Origin of the sequence: Stenotrophomonas sp. 8(2023) (genome assembly GCF_030345295.1) — a bacterium.
Lineage (GTDB): Bacteria > Pseudomonadota > Gammaproteobacteria > Xanthomonadales > Xanthomonadaceae > Stenotrophomonas > Stenotrophomonas muris.
The window spans coordinates 407817-423871 of record NZ_CP128404.1 but is presented as its reverse complement, the minus strand read 5'-3'; the positions used below and the strand labels follow the sequence as shown (position 1 = coordinate 423871).

General features: G+C 67.0%; 13 protein-coding genes. 7 read left to right on the top strand and 6 right to left on the bottom strand.

Annotation, left to right across the window (positions count from 1 at the left end; translation table 11 throughout):
• Positions 1–101: 101 nt before the first annotated feature.
• From QP609_RS01940 to QP609_RS01925, 4 genes are read right to left on the bottom strand one after another with little or no spacing between them, the layout of a single operon-like run.
• Complete coding sequence (locus QP609_RS01940) at positions 102–815, bottom strand: M15 family metallopeptidase (protein WP_289213850.1); 714 nt, start codon at positions 813–815, stop codon at positions 102–104.
• The gene (locus tag QP609_RS01935; RefSeq protein ID WP_197621499.1) at positions 748–2334 is read right to left on the bottom strand and encodes a serine hydrolase; all 1587 of its coding nucleotides are present in this window, start codon (positions 2332–2334) and stop codon (positions 748–750) included. Before QP609_RS01935 ends, QP609_RS01940 begins: the two co-directional genes overlap by 68 nt.
• Positions 2322–5321 (bottom strand): TonB-dependent receptor, encoded by a 3000-nt coding sequence (locus tag QP609_RS01930; RefSeq protein ID WP_164166856.1) that lies wholly within the window; start codon positions 5319–5321, stop codon positions 2322–2324. The genes QP609_RS01935 and QP609_RS01930 overlap by 13 nt, the downstream gene beginning before the upstream one ends.
• Before the next feature lie 51 nt (positions 5322–5372).
• Positions 5373–6845, bottom strand: coding sequence for a transglutaminase-like domain-containing protein (locus tag QP609_RS01925; protein WP_197602888.1), 1473 nt, complete (start codon positions 6843–6845; stop codon positions 5373–5375).
• A 132-nt stretch (positions 6846–6977) separates the two neighbouring features.
• On the opposite strand from QP609_RS01925, the gene QP609_RS01920 reads away from it, so the two are divergent.
• The 6 genes from QP609_RS01920 to QP609_RS01895 all read left to right on the top strand — a co-directional run bounded on the left by QP609_RS01920 (position 6978) and on the right by QP609_RS01895 (position 13378).
• Positions 6978–8417, top strand: a complete 1440-nt coding sequence (locus tag QP609_RS01920; protein ID WP_134966454.1) for an SH3 domain-containing protein — start codon at positions 6978–6980, stop codon at positions 8415–8417.
• A complete protein-coding gene (locus QP609_RS01915; protein WP_014645715.1) occupies positions 8414–9508 on the top strand; it encodes a dipeptide epimerase in 1095 nt (364 codons plus the stop codon). The genes QP609_RS01920 and QP609_RS01915 overlap by 4 nt, the downstream gene beginning before the upstream one ends.
• Before the next feature lie 512 nt (positions 9509–10020).
• The gene (locus tag QP609_RS01910) at positions 10021–10869 is read left to right on the top strand and encodes a MurR/RpiR family transcriptional regulator (protein ID WP_032957791.1); all 849 of its coding nucleotides are present in this window, start codon (positions 10021–10023) and stop codon (positions 10867–10869) included.
• A gap of 15 nt (positions 10870–10884) precedes the next feature.
• Complete coding sequence (locus QP609_RS01905) at positions 10885–11646, top strand: L,D-transpeptidase family protein (protein ID WP_049408409.1); 762 nt, start codon at positions 10885–10887, stop codon at positions 11644–11646.
• Positions 11643–12944 (top strand): amino acid permease, encoded by a 1302-nt coding sequence (locus tag QP609_RS01900; protein WP_014645712.1) that lies wholly within the window; start codon positions 11643–11645, stop codon positions 12942–12944. Before QP609_RS01905 ends, QP609_RS01900 begins: the two co-directional genes overlap by 4 nt.
• Positions 12945–13054: 110 nt before the next feature.
• Positions 13055–13378 carry a hypothetical protein gene (locus tag QP609_RS01895; protein WP_053495439.1) on the top strand — a complete coding sequence of 108 codons (324 nt, stop codon included), beginning with the start codon at positions 13055–13057 and terminating at the stop codon, positions 13376–13378.
• A gap of 107 nt (positions 13379–13485) precedes the next feature.
• Here QP609_RS01895 and yiaA read toward each other — a convergent pair whose 3' ends face one another.
• Positions 13486–13938, bottom strand: coding sequence for an inner membrane protein YiaA (yiaA, locus tag QP609_RS01890; RefSeq protein ID WP_014645710.1), 453 nt, complete (start codon positions 13936–13938; stop codon positions 13486–13488).
• A gap of 168 nt (positions 13939–14106) precedes the next feature.
• On the opposite strand from yiaA, the gene QP609_RS01885 reads away from it, so the two are divergent.
• Complete coding sequence (locus QP609_RS01885) at positions 14107–15273, top strand: PQQ-dependent sugar dehydrogenase (protein WP_142235590.1); 1167 nt, start codon at positions 14107–14109, stop codon at positions 15271–15273.
• A gap of 110 nt (positions 15274–15383) precedes the next feature.
• Here QP609_RS01885 and QP609_RS01880 read toward each other — a convergent pair whose 3' ends face one another.
• The gene (locus QP609_RS01880) at positions 15384–15935 is read right to left on the bottom strand and encodes a hypothetical protein (RefSeq protein WP_049441418.1); all 552 of its coding nucleotides are present in this window, start codon (positions 15933–15935) and stop codon (positions 15384–15386) included.
• Positions 15936–16055: the final 120 nt, after the last annotated feature.

Sequence of the window (16055 nt, the reverse complement as noted above, 5' to 3'; positions counted from 1 at the left end):
ATATCCCGACGATTGAACAAGGAGCAGCCGAGCATGGGCTCGGCTCTACAACGGACCACGCGGGAAACTGTCAGAGGCGGGGCGCAGCCCTGCCGATGCCCCTACCGTACCGGGACGTCGTACGCGGTGCCGGGATCCGGTTCGGGCTGCAGGGTGTAGTGCCACCACTCCTGCGGATAGTTGACGAAGCCCCGCCGCGCCATCGCGCGCACCAGCTGCTGGCGATTGGCCTGTTGCGCATCGCTCAATCCGCTTGCCTGCGTATGCGCGCGTGGACCGAAGAAATCGAAGTCGGTGGCCATGTCCAGCGGCGTGCATGCACCGCTGCGGCAATCCAGCAGGCCCAGATCAACCGTGGCGCCACGACTATGGCCAGAGCGCTCGGCGATGTAGCCGTCGGCCAGCAACCGTGGTTTGTCCAGGTCCGGGTACTGCTGTGCCTTGCGCGAGCGCTCACGCGGATCGTTCACCCAGGCCATGAAGGCCTGCACCGAACGCACCGGCCGGTAGCAGTCGTAGAGGCGCAGGCCGAAGCCATCGCCGCGCAGGTCCTGTTCCACCTGTGCCAGCGCCTTCGCCACCGGCGCCAGCAGATAACACGATGGCGCCTCGTAGCCGGGCACGCGCGCACCGGTGAAGTTGTTGGCACCGGCATAGCGGATATCCAGGTCGATGCGCGGCGACAACGTGCGGATCTCCACCAGTCCGGCGCTGGCCGCGTCGGTTGCCGGTGAAACGCGCGGTGGCTCAGCGGCGCGGGTGGTCGCCGCCAGCGCAGTCGCCAGTACGAGTGAAGTGCAGGTCCTGGAAGTCATAGCTGAAGTCGATGTCCGGGTCGATGGCGCGCAGGTCCAGCGTCGGTGCCGGGCCTTCGCCTGGCTGCAGCCACGCCTGCGCCTCGTCGCCCAGCGTATCCCAGCGCAGCAGCCAGCGCCCCTGCAGCTGCAGCACCGTGGCCTGCAGCCGGGGCGACTTGTCCACGCTGAAACGCAGGCCGTCCTTGCCCGGGCAAAGCGAGGCCGCGCCCAGCCACGGATCGCGGTAGCGGCCCTGCCAGCGGGACAGGTCCGTGCGGCTCGTCTCCTGCGCCGCCGCGGTGGATGGCCGCGAATGGCCGGTCGCGGCACGCGTTGCCTGGTCAGCCTTCAGTTCGGCCAGGTATTCCATCGCCGGGCGCGCATCGTCCGCTGCGGTGAAGCGCTTCAGCGCGGCCTGCATCAGGGCCATGCGTGCGTCCTCGCCTTCGCCGTTGATCAGCATCACCACGCCCACCCGGCGATCAGGCAGCAGCGCCAGCGACGAGTACATGCCCGACAACGTGCCGGTGTGCGCCACCTTCCACTGGCCGTCCATGTCAGACACGCGCCAGCCATAGCCGTAGCCGTAGAAATGCGCATTGTCCCAGCGCCGCTGGCGCTCGCCCAGCGGCATCGGCATGTGCAGGGTCCACAGCGTGCGGCGCTGCTCCGTGTCCAGCCAGCCGGGCGCCAGGGTGGGATCGAGCAGCACCTGCATCCAGCGCGTCATGTCGCGCAGTGAACAACGGATGCCGCCGGCCGCCATCGACGGCAGGGCCGGGCTGGTTCCACCATCGGCGTTCACCACTTCATTGCGTTCGCCACGCCAGGCATGCGGCTGCGCTACGTTGCCCACGCGTTTCACCGACCACGCCCCCACCTGGCAGCGCGTCATGCCCAGTGGTTCGAACACCTGCTCGCGCATCAGCTGGTCATACGGCTTGCCGCCCGCCGCAGCGGCCACTTCACCGGCCACCACGTACATCAGGTTGTCGTAGGCATAGTGGCTGCGGAAGCTGCTGACCGGCTTCAGGTGCGCCAATCCGGCGATGATGTCGGCGCGGGTGAACGCGTTCGGCTCCGGCCACAGCATCAGGTCCCCGGCGCCCAGGCCCAGGCCGCTGTTGTGGATCAGCAGGTCGCGCACCTGCATCTGCTGGCCCACCCACGCATCGTGCATGCGGAAGCCCGGCAGATGCCGCTGCACCGGATCATCCCAGCGCAGCCTGCCCTGCTGCACCAGCCGCGCCAGCAGTGCAGCAGTCATCGCCTTGCTGTTGGAGGCGATCTTGAACAGCGTGTCCTCGTCGATGCGGCCGCCATCGCCACGCGCGCCCTCGGCGTGGCGATAGACCACCTGCCCGTTGTCGACCACCGCCATCGCCAGCCCGGGCAGGTGCTCGAGCTGGACGACGGCAGCGACATCGGCATCGAGGGAGGCGGTCGCGGTGGTCTGTGCCACCGCAACCGGGAACACCGCCAGCGCCGCCGCGCAGACGCAGTTTCGAGCCTGCCGTGCGGGCTTCAATAGGCCCATGTCACGGTCAACTGCGCATAGCGCGGTGACTGGAAGCCGGTGCCGTAGCGGTACAGCGGGTTCGGCGTGCCGATGCTGTCCTGCGGCTCGTAGTCCTGGTCCACGGTCACCACGCGCTGCTGGTTGAGCACGTTGTACACCGCCAGCTTCAGGCGCAGATCGGTGGGAATCGGCACCTTGTACGAGACGCTCACGTCCAGGTCATAGGTCCAGGGCGTGCGGCCATCGCCACCGCGTGGCGAATGCACGAACACGCGCTGGGACGGAACCGTCGCCTGGCAGTTGGACACGCACACGTAGTAGCTGTGGAAGTCGGTGTCGTCGAACGGATTGCCGGCGCCGAAGCGGGTAATCGGGCTGCCCGACTGCACGCCCAGCGTAGCCGCCACACTGAGGTTCTCGGTCAGCGCGTAGCTGCCACGGAACTTGAACTGGTGGCGGCGATCATTGGCCAGGTAGCCATAGCCCCCGTAGTTCACCCACGGATTGTCGAAGTTCTCGGTGCGACCGGCATCGGCGAAGTCGGTATCGGAGTTGACCGGGCCTTCTGCGTTGCCGCGACCGTATGCAAGGGTGTAGGAGGCGTTGAAGCCCCACTTGCCGTCCCACGCGCGGTCGACCTGCAGTTCCAGCGCTTTGTAGTCACGCTTGGGCTTCACCCAGCCGCGCTGGCCGACATAATTGCCGTTGTCGTCATACAGCGCCCAACCTTCCTTCGAGGTGTCGATGCTGATCCAGCCATCGTTGCGGCCGTCGCAGTCGGTGTCACCCCACACGGTGTTGGTGCGCCCCGGGTTGCCCATGATCCACACGCCGTCGATGGCACCACACTGGCCGGTCGCGGTGATGTTCATGTCATCGATGGCATTGTGCAGGCGCCGGTAGGTCACGCTGGCGCCTACCGACCAGGCCTCGTTGATCATCTGCTGGAAGCCCAGGATCGCTTCATCCTGGTAGACCGGGTCCATGTCCCGGTTCACTTCCGCGCGCAGGTCCGGCACGCTGCCGTCGCCCTGCGAGTTGTCCACTGGGCCGATCTGCGCGCCCAGGTTGGGGATGTTGTTGGCTGCGCCGGTGTAGCCGAGGAACTCGTACCAGGTGCGCTCGTCGAGGAATCCACCGGCCTGCTTGATGTTGATGACGTTGGCCACCGGCAGGAAGTATCGGCCCAGGTTGCCGAACACCTTGGTCGTGCCATCGCCGCGCACGTCCCAGGAGAAGCCCAGGCGCGGGGCCAGCATGTCGTCGATCTTGATGTAGCTGCTGCCGTCGCCGCCCTTGTTGTCGAAGGCTTCCAGGCGCAGGCCCATGTTCAGCAGCAGATTCGGCGTCACCTGCCAGTTGTCTTCCAGGTAGTAGGCCGAGTTGATCGTCTCGAAGGCCCCGTCCACTTCATAGCGACGGGTGCGCACGACCACGCCGCTGGCCGGCACCACGCCACCGTTCAGCGAGCTGCCGGGAGTGCGGTAGTAGATGTCGTAGCGGAAGCCGCCCGGGCCCGGATAGGCGCGGCTGTAATCGGAGGTGTTCTCTTCCCGATCCAGGCCGAACCGCAGCAGGTGGTTGCCCAACGTCCATTCGAAGTCCGCGCGCGCGGCCTTGCGCGTGTCCAGCGCCGACTCCAGCTGCGAGCTGCTGGTGCAGCTGCGGTCGCCCTGCAGTGACGGCGGCACGCCCTGGCCGGCCGTGCGGTTGTCGAACACGCGGTTGCAGTTCTGGTCCATCAACGAGCTCTGCACACGGTTGCGCTTGTTCTCGCCGTACATCAGCTTCATGGTCAGGTCGTTGTTGACCTGCCAGCTGTAGGTACCGGACCAGTTCTTGCCACCCACCGTGTTGTAGATCTGGTTGCTGCGCTCGCCCACGGTCTGCCCCGTGGCGTAGTCGTAGGCGTAGACGTCGGTGAGGGTCTTGCTCTTGTCCGAGAAGCCGAACAGCGACAGCATCTGGTTGTCGGTGATCTGCCAATCGATCTTGCCGCCCCAGAACGGATCATCGGCCTTGCCCTGGCTCAGGCGCGTGCCGGCATCATTGGTCGAGGTGGGACGGTAGTCGCGCGCCTCGTACATGCCGAAGAAGAACAGGCGGTCCTGCACCAGCGCACCGGAAGCGAACACATTCAGCGCGCTGCGGCTGTAGTCGTCGCGGCTGGCGGTGATGTAGCGGCTGCCGCTGCCGTCGTAGCGGTCGCGTGCCTGCGACTGCCACGCGCGCGGCTCGAACACCAGTTCGGCACCGGCCTTGAAATCGTTGCTGCCCGAGCGGGTCACCGCATTGATGACGCCGCCGGTGCTGCGTCCGAACTCCACCGAGTAGCCGCCCGTCTTGACCTGGAATTCCTGGTAGAACGAGAACGGCACCGACGAGAAGCCGACCCGGTTGTAGAAGTCGGTGACGTTCAGGCCATTGATGTAGACGGTGTTCTCGGCCACCGACGAACCGCCGAAGGAAATGCCCTGCCCGCCCAGCGACCCCTTGCCCTTCACCGCGCCCGGCGCGAGCAGCGCCACCGCGGTGATGTCACGGTCCACTGGCAGGCGCGACAGCTCCTCGCGGGTGATGTTGGTGGCCGACTCGGTGGACTTCACATCCACCATCGACACCACCTGCGGCGCCCGCACTTCGACCGTGCCCAGGGTACTGACCGCACCCAGCGGCACGTTCACCGTGGTCGCGCTGCCGAGACTGACCGTCACCTGGCCGACACGGCTGGCGCCTCCACCCGGCAGGCTCACCTCCATCTCATAGGTGCCGACCGGCAGCAGCGGAATGCGGTAGCTGCCGTTGGCTTCGGCCTGCACGGAGCGCACGAAGCCCGTTGCCGGGTTGCGTACGGTCACCGTGGCACCGGCCGGTACCTGGCCGGCATCGCTGACCAGCCGGCCGACCACTGAACCATCCTGTGCGAATGCGCTGGGCGCGATCACGCCCAGACACGCCCCGAGAGCGACGCACAACGCCGCCCGCTTGATGCTGTAAGCCTTCATCCCCTGCTCTCTCCTGCAAGAATTGAATGGTGTGGAATGCGATGTGTCGCGCTAGCGTTGCCTGGCTGGCAGTACCCGCCACTGGAAGTCGTAGCTCCATTGGTCGAAGTACAGGTTGCCGCCTGCCCACTCGGCCTCGCCGCGCTGCGAGTCGACCGTTTCCGAGCGGAAGTGCTGCTTGGCCGGCACGAAGGGCTGGCCGAAATCATCGTTGAAGGCGATGCGGTAGCCATCGAGGCCACCCAGGTAGAAGTTGCGCAGGGCCGGCACATCGCTGGCCAGTGCGCCGGTGGTCACGTCCATCGGCAGCCAGCCATACGGCGCCAGGTAGACCTGTCCCCAGTCATGCAGGTTGTTGTAGCCACTGCCATCGTCGGAGAACACCATGCCCGACTGCCAGCGCGCGGGAATGCCATTCAGGCGCAGCAGCGCGATCAGCAGCAGGGTCTGCTGCCCGCAATCGGCATGGCCGGAACGCAGCGCGTAATCGCTGATGTTGCTGAGCGTGGAATATTCGCGCGCACCGGCCCAGGGAATACGGTCGACCGCAGCAAACAGCTTGCGCACCACTTCATATGGGCGCGTCTCGCCCTGCAGCACCTGGTCGGAGAACAGCTTCAACGCAGGGGTGAAGCGCACATGCGGCAGCTGCTCGGCCAGATACGGCTTCAACGCCGTATCGGCCGGGGTCGGTTGCACCACGGCCGGGTCGATCGCGGTGTGCCGGGCGAAGATCGTGACCGCGTAGCGGATCTCGAAGCGGGTCGGCTGCCCGGCCACCGCTTTGGCCTCCAGATAGGCCGTGCGTTGCAAGGTGCTGGCCGGTGCCACCCGCGCCTTGCCTGGGCTGCTGCCCAGCCACTGCACCTGCTCCTGCTGGCCGGGGATCTCGCGTGGGTACGGAATCCAGGCACGCACGGTTTCGCCGGCCGGCACGGCATCGGCCTTCACCGTGAGCGATTGGGTGAATTCGATACGCTGCGGCAGCACCGACGCCCGGCCACTCTGTTCGGCCGCGGCGACCACGCGCGTGTGGTGCGCGTTGAGCACTTCGTTGGGCCCTGGAGGCGGCATCGGTGCATCCGCACGGCGGCGTGCGCGTGCTTCGTCGCTGAGCAGGAACAGGTTCGACGGTGCGCGCTTGAAGTACCAACGCTCGCCATCGATATCGAGATGCTCGATCAGGCCAAGCTGGTCCCAGCGCGCGAATTCCTCGTCGGTCAGGTCGGGAATCCAGCGGCGCACGGCAGACTTGGCGGCGGTTTCGTCGAGGGAAAGATCCAGGCGGATGCGGCGCATGCGCTCACGCTGGAACGCGCCTTCGGCAGCATCGCTCCCTGTCGCCAGCAACGCATCGGCGTCGCTGAAGCGGCCGCCGTCGATCAGGTCGATCACCTGCGCCTGGCGCGCACGCTGCTGGCTGCTGCGCCCGTCTGCCGCCTGCGTGACCGACACCCACAGCAGCAGCGCGGCACACAGGCCGGCAGCAGCAGGCAGACGCGGTTTGCGAATGGCAGGATCCACAGCGACACTTCCCCAGCGCGGGTGGTAACGGCTGTGTAACACGGGCCGGGATGCCGGTCAATAATTTATTCTTGCTTTCGATGCCGAAAGGAATAAATATTCCACAAGGCATTCGAGGAGGGTGTGCACCGCATGAGCCTGGCTTCCCGCGAACGGCACCGGCATTGGCCGCGCCGCTTGACCCTGGCCCTGTGCCTGCTGGCCGCACCGGCCTTTGCACAGGCCGCCCCGGCGCCCGATCCCGGCGCACCGCTGCCCTATGTGATCGGCCTGCACGAGGCCTACCTGACGCCGCAGTACTGGGCGGCGCGTCTGGACAACGCCGATGCGCCGATCCTGGATCGCGCGCAGATCGAGGCGCAGAACGCACGGATGCGGGCGCAGGACAGCCATATCCGCGACATCGCGGCGCTGCCAGCCCAGCTTGATGCGGCGACGGTGCGTGCCAGCATCACCGCGCTGTCGAGCTGGCCCACGCGCACCCTCTACAGCGACAAGGGCACGCCCATCGCGCCGGCCCTGCGCAGCGCGATCGAAGCCAACCTCGGCCTTGATGCAATCCCCGCCCAGGTGGCACCGGCCTACGGGCTGGTGGTGAAGCGTGCCGCACTGCGCACCTTCCCCACCCGCGAGCGCGTCTTCAGCACCGTCGGTGACACCGACATCGACCGCTTCCAGGAATCGGCACTGTTCCCCGGCGACAAGGTCGCCGTGGTCCACCGCAGTGCCGACGGCCGCTGGCTGTTCGTGCACAGCGAGCGCTACAGCGCGTGGATCGAAGCCGACGCCATCGCCAGCGGCGACAAGGCCACGGTGCTCGGCTACGGCGCGAAGGGACCCTACCGGATCATCACCGGTGCCACCGCGCAGACCGCCTACACCCCGGAAGAACCGCGTGTCTCGCGCCTGCAGCTGGACATGGGCGTGCGCCTGCCGGTGCTGGCCGACTGGCCCGCGTCAGAACCGGTGAACGGCCAGCAGGCGCACGCATCGTGGGTGGTGCAGCTGCCGGTACGCGAGGCAGATGGTCGCCTGAAACTGGTACCGGCCCTGCTGCCGCGCTCGCAGGACACCGCCGCCGACTACCTGGCCCTGACCCCGCGCCTGTTGCTGCAGCAGGCCTTCAAGTTCCTCGGCGAGCGCTACGGTTGGGGCCACGACTACGACACCCGCGACTGCAGCGGTTTCGTCTCCGAGATCTACCGCAGCTTCGGCGTGCTGCTGCCACGCAATACCAGTGCACAGGCGGTCAGCCCGGCGCTGGATCGCCTGCCGTTCACCGGCAAGGACGGCAAGGCACTGCGCGACCGTGCCGTCACCGACCTGAAGGTCGGCGATCTGGTCTACATCCCCGGCCACGTGATGATGGCCATCGGCCACGTCGACGGTCGTACGTGGGTGATCCACGATACGGCGGGCGGCAGCTGGTTCGGTGCCGACGGCACGCGCGTGCAGGCCCATCTCAATGGTGTTTCGGTCACGCCGCTGGAGCCGATGATGGCCAGCGATACCGTCCGCTACATCGACCGCATCACCAACATCCAGCGCCTGCGGGCCAAGACTCCTGAATGAAGATCACCGCCATCGAACTGGGCATGCTGCGCGTGCCGTTGAAGACACCGTTCAAGACCGCCCTGCGCACGGTGGAAACCGTGGAAGACGTGGTGGTGCTGATCCGCACCGACACCGGCAACACCGGCTATGGTGAAGCCCCGGCCACCGCCGTGATCACCGGCGATACGCACGGCTCGATCATCGAAGCGATCCGCCACTTCATTGCCCCGCGCCTGATCGGCCAGGACGTGGTCAACCTCAACCACCTGTGCACGCTGGTGCAGACCGCGATGGAGCGCAACACCAGCGCCAAGGCGGCGGTGGAGATCGCGCTGTACGACCTGTGGGCGCAGCTGCACGGCGCCCCGCTGTACCAGATGCTCGGTGGTGGCGACCCGGTGATCACCACCGACATCACCATCAGCGTGGACTACATCGACAAGATGGTGGCCGACTCGCTGTCGGCAATCGAACGCGGCTTCGAGTCGCTGAAGATCAAGGTCGGCAAGGACATCGGCCTGGACATCGAACGGGTCAAGGCGATCCATGCCGCCGTGGAAGGCCGCGCCCTGCTGCGCCTGGACGCCAACCAGGGCTGGACCGCCAAGCAGGCAGTGCATGCGATGCGTACCCTGGAAGACGCCGGCGTGGTGCTTGAACTGCTGGAGCAGCCGGTGAAAGCGGCCGACATCAGCGGCCTGAAGTACGTCACCGACCGCGTCAACACGCCGGTGATGGCCGACGAAAGCGTGTTCAGCCCGAGCCAGGTGATGGACCTGATCCAGCAGCGCGCGGCCGACATCATCAACATCAAGCTGATGAAGACCGGCGGCCTGTCCAACGCGATCCGCATCGCCGACATTGCCGGCATCTACGGCGTGCCGTGCATGATCGGCTGCATGATCGAATCGAGCATCAGCGTGGCCGCCGCCGTGCACCTGGCCGTGGCCAAGAGCGATGTGATCACCAAGGTCGATCTGGACGGCCCCTCGCTGGGCCAGTTCGATCCGGTCAGCGGCGGCGTGCATTTCAACGAATCGGAGATCAGCATCAGCGACGTGCCGGGGCTGGGCATCACCGAAGTGCGCGGGCTGGAGATGCTGGGTTGATCTCTGCCTTGCGGCTGACGTTGCGTGCCACTGACGTTGGGTCGCGCGTTACTTTTCTTTTCGCGAAAAGAAAAGTAACCAAAAGAAACGCTCCGCCGGCCGCGAGCCGGTGCTACGCACCGGTTCCCTGCGCTCCTCGGCCCGTCGAGGGACGGCGCGGGAACTCGCTGCGCTCAGACACCCGCGCCTCTTCGCCCTCGCCGGACCTGCGGTGCTCGGCTCGCTACAAGGCGGACTCAACGTCCAATGCAACAGCTGCACCCAGTAGATCCACGCCACGCGTGGAAGCGCTTGTTTTTGCCCTACCCCGTAATCCCTTCGCGGCTGGCACGCGCGCGATGTGTCCAGGGTCGGGGGGTGGGGCTTGCGGGGGTGTCCGCCGCATGGATGCGGCGGCCAAGCCTACACGGACGTACTTGCGGCGTCCCCCGCAATCCCCACCCCCCGACCCACCCCATAATTCGCTTTATGCGGCCAACCGCAACGCCTTTGCAGACCCCCGGACACCCCGCATGCCGCCCCTGCTGAAGATCCGCACCGAGCGTGGGCAGATGTCGGCCATCGAGCGCCGCATCGCCGACTTCATCCTCGACAACGCCCACCTGCTGCGCGACTACTCCTCCCAGCAGCTGGCCAGCGCGCTCGGCATCAGCCAGTCCAGCGTGGTGAAGTTCAGCCAGAAGCTTGGCTTCAAGGGCTACCCGGATCTGAAGTACTCCATCGGCCAGGACGTGGCCCGCGCAGGTGCCGATCCGCAGCAGGCGCCCGACGAACCCGACAGCGGCGATGACTACCTGCGCCTGGGCGAGGCCCTGCGCCGCAGCAAGGCGCAGGCCGAGGAGGAAACACGCCAGGCCAATCCACGCGGGGAGATCGAGCGCATCGTGCAGCTGCTCGACGGTGCGCCCAAACTGTTCGTCTACGGCCTGGGTGACGACGGCCTGTTCGCCCGCGAGTTCGCCATGCGGCTGTCGCTGCTCGGACTGCTGGTGGTGCCGCATACCGATCCGATCCTGATGCTGGCAAACCTCTCGGCCGCACGCCCCGGCGATGCGCTGCTGATGTTCTCCGAGTTCGGCAACCTGCCCCAGCTTTCACAGTTGTCGCGGCAGTTCCAGGACATGGGTGGCAAGGTGATTTCCATCACCCGCCACACCGCCAACCCGCTGCGCGCGCATGCGGATGCGGCACTGGCGGTCTGCGCGCACGACCGCACGCCACAGGTCGCGCAGCTGCTGTACCGTAGCGCCATGCACGCCCTGCTCGATTTCCTGTTCGTGCTGCTCTGCCACACCAATCCGGATCGCCAGCAGCAGCTTGCGGTGAACCTGGAGCGGATCGACCACCTGCTGGATTCCTGACCGGAGCGCATGTTGATGAGATCGCTGGTCCGCCTTGCCACCACTGCACTGCTGCTCGCCGCGGCGGTGTCCGTTCACGCGGCGCCGCTGGATGGCGCGCGCCAGCTGATCGTGGTCACCAGCGAAGGCTGGGACAGCACCCAGGGGCAACTGCAGGCCTATGTGCGCGACGGCCAGGGCTGGCACCCGCATGGCCAGGCGTTCCCGGTGGCGCTTGGCCGCACCGGCAGCGCCTGGGGCCTGGGCCTGCATCCGGCACAGGCCGATGGCCCGCAGAAGCAGGAAGGCGATGGCCGCAGCCCGGCCGGCATATTCGCGCTCGGCAGTGCGTTCGGCTATGCCGTCACCCGCCGCGGCACTGCCATGCCCTACCAGCCGATGCTGGACAGCAGCTACTGCATGGACGTACCCGGTTCGCCGTTCTACAACCGCATCGTCGATGAAAAGAAGGTCGGCAATGCAGCGGTCAAGGGCTCCACCGAGCCGATGCGGCTGGACCTGCACAACAAGGGCGACGTGCGCTACCGGGAAGGCTTCGTCATCGCCCACAACCCGGACAACCAGCCCGGCAAGGGCAGCTGCATCTTCGCCCATCTGTGGCGCCAGCCCGGCGAGGCCACCGCCGGCTGCACGGCCATGCCGCAGGAACGCATGCAGGCACTGCTGGACTGGCTGCGGCCGCAGGACGCGCCGCGTTTCGTGCTCCTGCCGCGCGCGGAGTACAAGCGCCTGCAGGCGCAGTGGCAATTGCCCGCGCTGGCCGGAGACGTCCGTTGAGCACGCAGGACGAACCGCAGCTGCAACGCGCGGTCAGCCGCTGGCAGATCGTCGGCCTGTCGATCAACGATGTGATCGGCAGCGGCATCTACCTGCTGCCGGCCGCCACCGTCGCCCTGCTCGGCCCCTTCAGCCTGTGGGGCGTGGTCGCCGCTGGCATCGTCGTCGCGCTGCTGGTGCTGTGCTACGCGCAGGCCGCCAGCTACTTCGATGAACCCGGCGGCAGCTACCTGTATGCACGCGAGGCGTTCGGGCGCTTCGCCGGTTTCGAGATCGGCTGGATGATCTGGCTGACCCGCATCAGCTCGGCCGCTGCGCTCAGCAACGCGCTGGCCGACGCGGTTGCGCGTTTCTGGCCGTGGGCCGATGCCGGCCTGGGCCGCATCGCGGTGATCGTGGTATCGCTGGGCTTCCTCACCGGCATCAACATCATCGGCGTGCGCTCGGCCGCGCGTACCGGCGTGGTGCTGGTGATCGGCAAGATGCTGCCGCTGCTGCTGTTCGTGGCCATCGGTGCGTTCCACATCGACCCACAGCTGGCCTTCTCCGGCCAACGCCCGGACCCGCATGACCTGCAGCGCATGGGCGAAGCCGCCTTGCTGCTGCTTTACGCCTACGCGGGCTTCGAGAACATCCCGGCCGCCGCCGGCGAGTACCGCAATCCGCGCCGCGATATTCCGTTCGCCCTGATCACCATGATCATCACCGTCACCGTCATCTACGGCGCGGTGCAGGTGGTGGCGCAGGGAACGCTGGCCGGCCTGTCCAGTTCGGCCACCCCGCTGGCCGATGCCGCCGCCGGTTTCGGTGGCGAAGCACTGGCGCTGATCCTGACCGTCGGTGCCACCATCTCCATCCTCGGCACCAACAGCAACACGATGATGATGGGCCCACGCTTCCTGTTCGCACTGGCCCGCGATGGCTACGGCCCGAAGATCCTGGCCCAGGTGCATCCACGCTTCCACACCCCGGCCGCGTCGATCCTCTGCCAGGGCCTGATCGCGCTCGGCCTGGCCCTGTCCGGTTCGTTCGTGCAGCTGGCCCTGCTGTCGATGACGACGCGCCTGTTCGCCTACATCGGCACTGCCGCAGCAGTCCTGGTACTGGCCAAGCGCTACGCCGACCGCCCGGGCGCGTTGAAGCTGCCCGGTGGGCCGTTGATTCCGGTGCTGGCGCTGCTGCTGTGCCTGGCGCTGTTCGCCAGTGCCAGCTGGCAGAACATCGCTGCTGCGCTGGTGGCGTTCGCCATCGGCGCGGTGATCTACACGCTGCCGCGAAAGGATACCGATGCCGGATGACCGATAGCGCCGGGCCATGCCCGGCGGATTGATCTGGTGATCACGCTGCCGGACCGGGCCGTTAACCGCCACACAGGCACGATCGGGCTTCGTCCACAACGGAGCCTTCCATGACCGAGTACCAGATCCCCGGCCGCGTACCGGACGACAGCACGCCGCGCGACGCGGTCAGCAACTACTGGCGCGAGCGCTACACGGCCGAGCCGTACTACGACGACCAGCTGTTCTTCGAGGACTACGAGCCGGCCTACCGCATCGGCCACGGCGCGCGTGCACAGGACATGATCCGCGCCTATGAACAGGTCGAGGCCGAGCTCGAATCACGCTGGGCCAACGAACGCGGCCGCAGCCGCCTGGACTGGGCGCAGGCACGCAATGCGGTGCGTCGTGGCTGGGAGGAGGCACAGCTGGCGGATCCGCGGCTGGCACGATAGCGCCAGGCTTCTGTAGAGCCGAGCCTACGCTCGGCTCTCGCACCTCGTCTGTAACGTCGAGCCACGCTCGACTGAGCCGAGCATGGCCCGGCTCTACACCGGATCGATCACTCCTGTTCCGGCAGCGGCGGCACGATGGCGCTGCGCTTGCTCTCGCCCCCACCGGCGGCGATCAGGTCGCGGGTGTTCTTCTGCACCGCCACCGCGCCGAACAGCGACAGCGCATACGCCATGCCATAGAAGCCCTTCTCACTCGGCGCCAGCGTGGCATTCCACAGGCCGACCAGCAGCAGCATCAGCGCCGACAGCAGCGCGAACCAGCACAGCGCGTAGTACAGGCCACTCACCGGAATGCCTTCGACGCGGTCGCGCACGCTCTTCTGCAGCGACACCGCCGCGAACAGGCCGAACAGCAGCAGGGTCAGGTAGTAGCCCTTCTCGTTGAGCGCCATCGTGGCGTTGAACAGGCCGATCAGGTACGCCGCCGCCCCCAGCAGCAGGGCCACCCAGGAGGCGGCGATGAAGGCGGTGGACGGCTTGTGGGGCATGGCAGTGTTCATTGCAGGTCCTTGGCAGGCAGGCGGGCACGCTTTGCCCGGGCGTGCCCACCCTAGACGATCCCGCCGCGCTCGCACAGGGGGCGCAGGACCTTCGGGCCACGACGCTCACGGTGCCGGTGGTATACAAGGGACAGCCCGGCCATCCGCATCCCCGCACTGGAGATACCCATGACCCGCACGCCCCTGCTGCTCGCCCTCGGCCTTGTGCCGATCCTTGCCACCTCCGCCTGCAATGCCGCCGATCCGGCCGCCAACGGTGCGCAGACCGCCACAGCGGCCTCTGCCGCCACCGACCAGCGCCCGTTCAACGCCACCGAAGTCAGCCGCTTCGACCAGCCCTGGGCGATGACCTTCCTGCCCGACGGCAGCCTGCTGGTCACCGAAAAGCGCGGCAAGCTCCAGCACCTGGACCCGGCCAGCGGCCAGAAGCACGAGATCACCGGCGTTCCGAAGGTCGCCTATGCTGGCCAGGGTGGTTTCGGCGACATCATCCTGCACCCGGATTTCGCCCGGAATCATGTCGTTTACGTCAGCTATGCCGAGGAAGGCACGCTGGATACCCGCGGTGCCGCGGTGGCCCGGGCCACGCTGGCACTGGATGCCAACGGCGGTGGCCAGCTGAAGGACCTGAAGGTGATCTGGCGGCAGAGCCCCAAGGTCAGCGGTGAGGGTCACTACGGGCATCGCCTCGCCTTCGGCCCGGACGGCAAGCTGTGGATCAGCTCCAGCGAGCGCCAGAAGTTCGATCCGGCCCAGGACATGGGCAGCAACCTCGGCAAGATCATCCGCCTCAACGACGATGGCAGCCTGCCCGCCGACAATCCGTTCGCGTCGCAGGGCGGGGTGGCCGCACAGGTGTGGTCGCTGGGCCACCGCAACATCCTCGGCATGGCCTTCGATGCCAACGGCAAGCTGTGGGCGCACGAGATGGGCCCGGCCGGCGGCGACGAGCTGAACCTGATCGTGCGTGGCGCCAACTACGGCTACCCGATCGTTTCCAACGGTGACCATTACGACGGCCGGCCGATTCCCGACCACGATACGCGCCCGGAATTCGCCGCGCCGAAGGTGACCTGGACGCCGGTGATCTCGCCGGCCGGCTTCGTGATCTACAGCGGCAGCCTGTTCCCGCAGTGGAAGGGCAGCGGCTTCATCGGTGGCCTGTCGTCCACCTCGCTGGTGCGCGTGGCCTTCGATGGCGACAGCGCGCGCGAAGCCGAGCGCTTCAACATGGGCGAGCGCATCCGCGAAGTGGAACAGGGCCCGGACGGCGCGCTGTGGCTGCTGGAAGACGGCAGCAAGGCGCGCCTGCTGAAGCTCACGCCGAAGACCTGAGGTAGTGCCGGCCGCTGGCCGGCACCCTGGATCCTTCCGGCATCCTGCGGTTGCCGGCCAGCGGCCGGCACTACCCTTGCCAAACGGCCCCGCACGCGGGGCGTCTGCATTCATTGGATGGTGATGACCTTCACCTCGGTCTTCGTGCAGGCCTGGTCCAGGCACTGGCCGCTCAACCACACCTGGCCGCTGCCGATCATCACGCCCTGCTGGTTGACGAACACCTTGCCGAAGTCCTGCTCGGACACCGCCTTGACCACCTCCGGCGTGATGATCTTCTCGTAGTTGCGCTGGAACTCTCCGGGGCCGGAGATCTTCTTTCCGCCGCTGATGTTCAAGGGGAATCGCACTTCCTCGACCACCGCAGCGCGATCACCGCCGACCACGGCGGCCTTGAACGCATTGAAGACCTTTTCGAACTGCGCGGCATCGCCGAGCAGCGACTCGATGCGCGCACGCGCATCCTCGGCGGACACCTCGGCTGCCGGTGCGGCAGGTGCAGCGGCGGCTTCGGCAGCCGGCGCCGCCGGTTCAGCCGCAGGTGTCGAAGCAGCACTGGCCTCCATCGGCGGCGGCGCATCCGCTGCAGGCTCGGCCGGCGGCGCCGGCTGCGAACAGGCCGCCAGCAGCAGGGCGGGAATCAGGTAGGCCATCCGGCGCATGCGCGCACTCCATCGAACAGGAGGCCCGATGGTAGCGCCGCCACAGTGAGGACCACAAAAAAGGGGACGGAGGGGATTAAGTCGTTTTGGCACAAACGACTTAATCCCCTCCGTCCCCTT